Origin of the sequence: Corallococcus sp. CA047B (assembly GCF_003612065.1) — a bacterium.
Taxonomy (GTDB): Bacteria; Myxococcota; Myxococcia; order Myxococcales; family Myxococcaceae; genus Corallococcus; species Corallococcus praedator.
Genome location: NZ_RAWD01000432.1, coordinates 1 through 6,475, shown reverse-complemented (window position 1 = coordinate 6,475; position 6,475 = coordinate 1). Strand labels below are relative to the sequence as shown.

General features: G+C 71.9%; 3 protein-coding genes and 1 pseudogene. 1 reads left to right on the top strand and 3 read right to left on the bottom strand.

Going from position 1 to position 6,475, the window contains the following annotated elements:
- On the top strand, window positions 1-3,845 hold a 3,845-nt coding region (locus D7X74_RS38070; protein WP_120537869.1), incomplete at its 5' end, for a CARDB domain-containing protein.
- 108 nt (window positions 3,846-3,953) lie between these two features.
- Here D7X74_RS38070 and D7X74_RS38065 read toward each other — a convergent pair.
- From D7X74_RS38065 to D7X74_RS43320, 3 genes and pseudogenes are all read right to left on the bottom strand, one after another.
- On the bottom strand, window positions 3,954-4,934 hold the full coding sequence (locus D7X74_RS38065; RefSeq protein WP_120537868.1) for an NAD-dependent epimerase/dehydratase family protein: 981 nt from the start codon (window positions 4,932-4,934) through the stop codon (window positions 3,954-3,956).
- Window positions 4,935-4,977: 43 nt separating this feature from the next.
- Complete coding sequence (locus D7X74_RS38060; RefSeq protein ID WP_120537867.1) at window positions 4,978-5,511, bottom strand: hypothetical protein; 534 nt, start codon at window positions 5,509-5,511, stop codon at window positions 4,978-4,980.
- Between the two features lie 58 nt (window positions 5,512-5,569).
- Window positions 5,570-6,475 (bottom strand): annotated as a pseudogene (locus tag D7X74_RS43320) (DNA polymerase Y family protein); the annotation flags it as partial.

Below are 6,475 nucleotides of genomic sequence, written 5' to 3'. Positions count from 1 at the left end.
CCACCCAGCAGGGCCTCCCGCCCGGCGCGCCCCCTTCCGACCAGCAGGTGATGTTGGGTGCGGTGGACATGGGGCCCGCGCTGGAGCCCGGGGAGTGCATCACCCGCACGCTGACCCTGGGCGCGACGCGGCCCCCCGCCGCGATGGGGGATAACGCCTTCTACCTGGGCGCTCTCATCGACACGCACCAGCGCGTGGCGGAGGTGAACGAGCTCAACAACGGCTTCGTCCGCGGCCTGATGGGCGTGGGTGACCTGGCGGACCTCGTGGTGTCCGAGCTGAAGGCCCCCGTGAGCGCGCGGTCCGGGGAGTTCCTCCCCGTGGAGCTGCGCGTGTGCAACGCGGGGACCTCCGACCTGGGTGGGAGCAGCGTGGCGCTCTACGTCTCCACCCAGGACACGCTGTCCCTGCCGGCGCCGGGCTCGCCCTCGTCCCCGACCCAGCTCCAGGTGGGGAACATGTACGTGCCGTCGATGGAAGCGGGCGTGTGCCTCGCGCTCCAGACGGATGCGACCTTCCAGTTTCCGGAGGCGGCCACGCCCGGGCAGGCGCTGTACTTCGGCGCCATCGTGGATCCGGAGGGCACCCGGGTGGAGCTGCGCGAGGACAACAACACGCGCGTCGCGGGCCTGGTGAGCATTGGCACCCAGCCCGACCTCGTGGTCACCGACGTGACGGGCGTGGACAGCCTGTTCCCCTACGGTTGGGTCCATGCGTCCGCGCGGGTGTGCAACGTGGGCACCGAGTGGAGCAGCAACGTGACGGTGGACGTGCTCCTGTCCACGCTGCCCACGCTGTCGGGGCCCTTCATCCCTGGCTCCATGACGGAGTCGGTCATCGGCTCGGCGCAGGTGTGGGGACTGGAGGCCGGACGGTGCTCCACGGTGTCGGTGCAGGGCTCCGTGAGCGTGCCTCCCGCCGCCTTGCCGAACGCGCCGCTCTACGTGGGCGCGCGCGTGGACGGAATGCAGAACATCATGGAGCTGCGCGAGGACAACAACACCTTCGTGAAGGGGCTCGTCGGCGTGGGCCATGGCCCGGATCTGGTGATCCGCTCGCTGAAGGCCCCTGACTCCGCGGGGAGCTCCGGGCTCTTCCCCGCCGAGGCGAAGGTCTGCAACGTGGGCACCGAGTCTTCCCACTCCGCCCGCCTGGAGCTGTTCCTGTCCACGGAGGACGCGGTGGTGCTTCCGGCCCTGAACGGTCCCTTGTATTCGCGGACCCAGGTCCCGGTGGGCTCGGTGGACGTGAGCCCCGTGTACCCGGGTGAGTGCGTGATCCGTCAGGTGGAGGGGATGGCCCAGTTGCCCTACGAGGCCACTTCGAACCCGGCTTCGAATCACGTCCTGACGCTGGGCGCCGTCGTCGATTCGCAGCGCACCAGCATGGAGGTGCGGGAGGACAACAACGTCTTCACGCTCGGGAAGCTGGGCGTGGGGTACGGCCCGGACCTGGTCCTGCGCGACCTGAAGGTCCCGGCGAACCTGCGCAACGGACAGTCCTTCACCGCGACCTACACGGTCTGCAACGCGGGCATCGACAGCGTGCCCGGCTTCGAGGTCTCGCTGTACCTGTCCACGCACAGCACGGCCCCGGAGCTCCAGCCCGTGATGTACCCCTCGTACCAGCGCCCGATTCCCGGCTATCAACTCCTGGGCCGCGCGGACTCGGGCGCCTCCCTGCACGAAGGCCAGTGCATCGCGCAGCGGGCGACCTTCTACGCCTCCGGTCCGATGTTCCCGCCCGAGCAGCCGGTGTACCTGAGCGCCGTCGCCGAAACGACGTACCTCGAGGCGCGGCGGGACAACAACAGCTTCGCCGCGGGACGCGTGGGCCTGGGGTCGATGCAGCCGGACTTCACCATCACCGAGATCAAGGCCCCCGCCAGCGCGCGGGACGGCAGCCCCTTCACCACCTCCGTGCGGGTCTGCAACGTGGGCAACGACCTGTCGAGCAGCACCCTCGTGGAGGTGTACCTGTCCTCCGAACCCTCGCTGTTCGTGCCCCCGCCCTACGGCCCGAGCGGGCCGCCGCCGCCCACCCAGGCGTTGGTCAACAGCGTGCCGGTGCCCTCGCTGGGCGTCGGGGCGTGCATCACGCGGGAGGTCACCGGTTCGGCCTGGCGGCCCTCCGGCACCAGCCCCCAGCAGCCGCTGTACGTAGGGGCCCTGGTCAATCCGGGAACCTGGTACGGCCCGCAGGAGCTGCGCCGCGACAACAACACCCGGATGGCGGGGCGGATCAGCCTGGGCTCCGGACCGGATCTGATCATCACCGCGATGGACGCGCCTCCCAGCTTCGAGCCCGGCCTGCCGTTCTTCGCTTCCGCGCGCGTCTGCAACGTGGGCAATGAGCCTTCGTCGCCCGCGAGCGTGGCGTTCGTGCTGTCCCAGGACGACCTCTGGAACTCGCCTCCGGCCTGGGGCGGGCCGCCCCCGTACGGCAGTGGCCAGGAGGAGTTCGGCACCCTGCCGGTTCCCCGGCTGGAGCCCGGCCAGTGCGCGAGCCCGTCCGCGACGGTGTCCGCCTACGGAGGGTGGGGGCCGCAGGCGCAGCCGGTGTACGTGGGCGCCACCGTGGACCGCTTCCAGAACCTGTTCGAGCTGCGCGAGGACAACAACGTCTTCGTGCTCGGGCGGATCGGCGTGGGCTATGGCCCTGACCTGGTCGTCACGGACGTGACGGGCCCCACCAGTGCCCACCCGTGGCAGTCCTTCACCGCCAACGTCACCGTCTGCAACCAGGGCACGCAGGACGTCTTCTACGAGTCGCGCGTGGATCTCTACGTGCTGGGCGTGCCCATGCTGTCCATGCCGGCACAGTACGGACCGTCCTACCCGGAGCCGTCGGGCTGGGCCCAGGTGGCGCCGTTGGAGGCGGGGGCCTGCGTGTCGCTCCCGGTGGAGGGCAACCTGAATGTCGCCGGGAACCCGGACACCCAGACGTTCCATCTGGGCGCCGCCGTCGACACGCTCCGCTACTTCTACGAGCTGCGCGAGGACAACAACACCTTCGTCGGTGCGCGCATCGGCGTGGGCTACCGGCCGGACCTCGTCATCACCGCCCTGGGCGGACCGGCCAGCGTCACGTCCAACGGGACGCTGCGGGCGCCCGTCACCGTCTGCAACCAGGGCACGGCGTCCTCCCCGTCCCAGCCCGTGGAGCTGGTGCTCTCCACCGAGTCCGTGCTGCCGGAGCCGGTGCCTCCGCAGGACGGCATGGAGCAGTTCCCCACCCGGTCCCGGCTGGGGATGATGCAGGTCCCCCCGCTGCAGCCGCAGGCGTGCGCCGTGGTGGACGAGCCCGTCTCCGTCACCCTGCCGATGGCCGCCCTGCCGGAGTCGCCCCTCTTCCTGGGCGCGATCCTGCCCGTGTCGTCCTACATGGACCAGGAGCTGCGCACGGACAACAACGCGTTCGTGCGCGGCCGCATCGGCGTGGGCAACGCACCGGACCTGATCATCACGCAGGTCACCGCGCCGTTCTCCGTGCGCAACAACGACCTGTTCATCACCACCGTGAAGGTCTGCAACCAGGGCACCACCACCGCGGGCACCAGCGCGGGCCAGTTGGAGCTGTTCCTGTCCAACAGCTCCGTCCTGGAGTTCCCGCAGGACGTCACCATGGGTTCGGTCCAGGTGTCCCTGGGCTTCGTGAACCTGGGCACGCTGCAGCCCCAGCAGTGCACGACGCGCCAGCTCAGCACCCGCGCCATCCCGCCTCCCGGTTCGTCGGGCTCCGGGCTGTTCTACATCGGCGCCATCGTGGACTCGCAGCGGTCGGTGATGGAGCTGCGCGAGGACAACAACACCTTCGCGCAGGGCTTCCTCGCGGTGATGCCGTAGCCGTCTCACGCCGACGGTAGGAGTCTTCTTCGTGGGAACGGGCGTCGGCCGGGGCCATCAAGTGCCTCGGGCGACGCCCGTCGCCTTTTCTTCAGCGTCCCCGGTGCTTCAACGTCCGGCGGCCGCTTCCGCCCACGGGCGGTACCACGCCACCAGCCGGGCCACGCCCTCGTCCACGGACACGCGGGGCCGGAAGCCCGTCTCCTGCTCCAGGCGGGAGGTGTCCGCCCAGGTGGAGGCCATCTCCGCCGCCTGCGCGGGCACGGACGTCACGCGGGCACGCGTGCCCCAGTGCCGCTCCAACAGGGCCACGAAGTCCCCCAGCGCCACGGGTTCGCCATGGCCCACGTTGAGCAGGCGCTGGGGCGGGCTTCCTTGCGGAGGCCGATCAAGCACCCGCAGCACCGCCTCCGCCACGTCGTCCACGAAGGTGAAGTCGCGCCGCATCCGCCCGTCGCCGTGCAGCACCAGGGGCTCGCCCCGCGCCAGCGCGCGCAGGAACAGGAGCGGCGCCATGTCCGGGCGGCCCCAGGGCCCGTACACCGTGAAGAAGCGCAGGCCGCTGGTGGGCAGCCGGTGCAGGTGGCTGTACGCGTGCGCCATCAGCTCGTTGGCCCGCTTGGTGGCGCCGTAGAGGTTGAGCGGTTGATCCACCGGCGCGTCCTCGCGGAACGGCACGGGCGTGGCCGCGCCGTACACGGAGCTGGAGGAGGCGTAGACCAGGTGCGCGACCTTCGCCTCGCGGCAGCCCTCCAGCACGCGCACGAAGCCCGTCACGTTGGTGTCCGCGTACGCCGGGGCCTCCGCGTCCGGGGCCCGCACGCCCACGCGCGCCGCCAGGTGCACCACGCCTTCCGGGCGTGAGAGCGCGAATGCCTCGCGCAGCCGGGCCGCGTCGGTGATGTCCCCGGCGAGGAAGGTGAAGCCGCGCGTTCCGGACAGCCTCGCGAGGCGCGCGCTCCGCAGCGCCACGTCCCCCGGCGCCGCGTCCAGCGCGTCCAGGCCCACCACCGAGTCACCGCGCGCGAGCAGCCGTTCACAGACGTGGGCGCCGATGAAGCCCGCCGCCCCCGTCACCAGGATCCGCATGCCCCCCTCTTCGCGCGGGAGGCGCTGCTCCGCGGGCCGGGGCTCACGGCACCACCTGCACCGCGTCGATGACGGCGCGGCGCAGGAACGAATTCCAGTCCCCCTGGGCCTGATACATGCTGACGACGGGCTGGGAGCGGAAGGTGTCCGTCCACAGCACCTGCCCGGAGGGGTCCACCACGCCCAGGCGCAGCACCACGTCCACCCGGCCCATCACCGCCGCGCCCGACGTGTCCAGCCAGTCCAGGATGACCACCACGCCGGCCTCGGCCTTGTTCTGCTGGATGAAGGACATCACCTCGTCGGTGAGCGGCACCGGAGCCTGGGACTGGCGCGTGGCGACCACCTCGAAGCCGCGCTCGGCGAGCACCGCCTCCGCCTGACGCGCGATGACAGTGCGCGGGTTGCTCTCACCAATCATGTCCTGGCGGAACGAACCGGACGGCAGCACGTCCACGCGCGAGCCCGCCACCACCACCACCTTGCGGATGCTTCCCTGCGGCCGCACCTGCGGGGCGGCGCAGGCCGTGAGGACGACGGACACGACGAGGGCCGGAAGGATTCGGGCGGTGCGCATCCCCTCACGCTAGGCCACAAGCGCCAGGGCCTCCACCGGGACCGCGCCGGCCTCCTCCTCAATCGAACAAGCCTTGCAGATAGAAGCCGCCATCCCGTCCATCCCGGAACACCCAGGCAGGCCCCAGGCCCTCGAAGTGCACGCGGTAGTAGTCCCGCTGGTAGGGCGTGTCCGTCCACCACTCGCCCCCCAGCCGCTCCGGGCCCGCCATGGCCGTCACCCGGTGCCGCTTCCCCGCGAGCCGCGCCGCCAGCAGCGCCCCGGAGGCCGCCAGCTCCGCGTCCAGCCGCGCCGGCCGCTCCAGCAGGCGCGAGGGCCGCTCCCGGGCCGCGCCGGCCTCGCGCCACACGGTGACGGGGCCCTCCGGCTCCGCCGTGGACAGAAGCCCGCGCCGCGCCTCCGGGGGATGGAACGCCCGGGCACCATGCGCCACCTCCGGCCGGTGCGCGGCCTCCAGGGACGCGGAGAAGAGCGCCTCCTCTCCCAACGTCGTCGCCAGCCGCGACAGCACGCCCTCCAGGGCCGCGTCCCCCTCCGGCTCATCCCCCAGCGCCAGTTGCTGGCCCAGGTCCACGTCGTGCGCGTCCACCCGCACCGCGACCTCCGCCACCGGGGCCTCCAGCCGCAGCTCTCCCAGCCGGTGCCGGGCCAGTTCCAGCAGCAGCTTCGCCCGCGCCGTGGGCCGCGCCAGGAGCAGGGGCACCTGGGCCTCGCCGGTGGGGTCCAGGCGCAGCACGAAGGTGAGCCGCACCGCCGCCCGCTGCCGTCCGGAGAGCCGCGCGCTCAACCGGTCCAACAGCGTCTTGAGCGCGAACTGCACGGGTTCGAAGGTGTCCGCGGGCGCGTCCAGCACCACGCGGTCCTCCAGGGCCTCCTCCAGCGGTTCGGGGTCGAAGGGCGTGTCGTCCACCCCCCGGCACCTCGCGTGCGCCCGGGCCGCGGGCGCTCCCCCGCGCGCCACCAC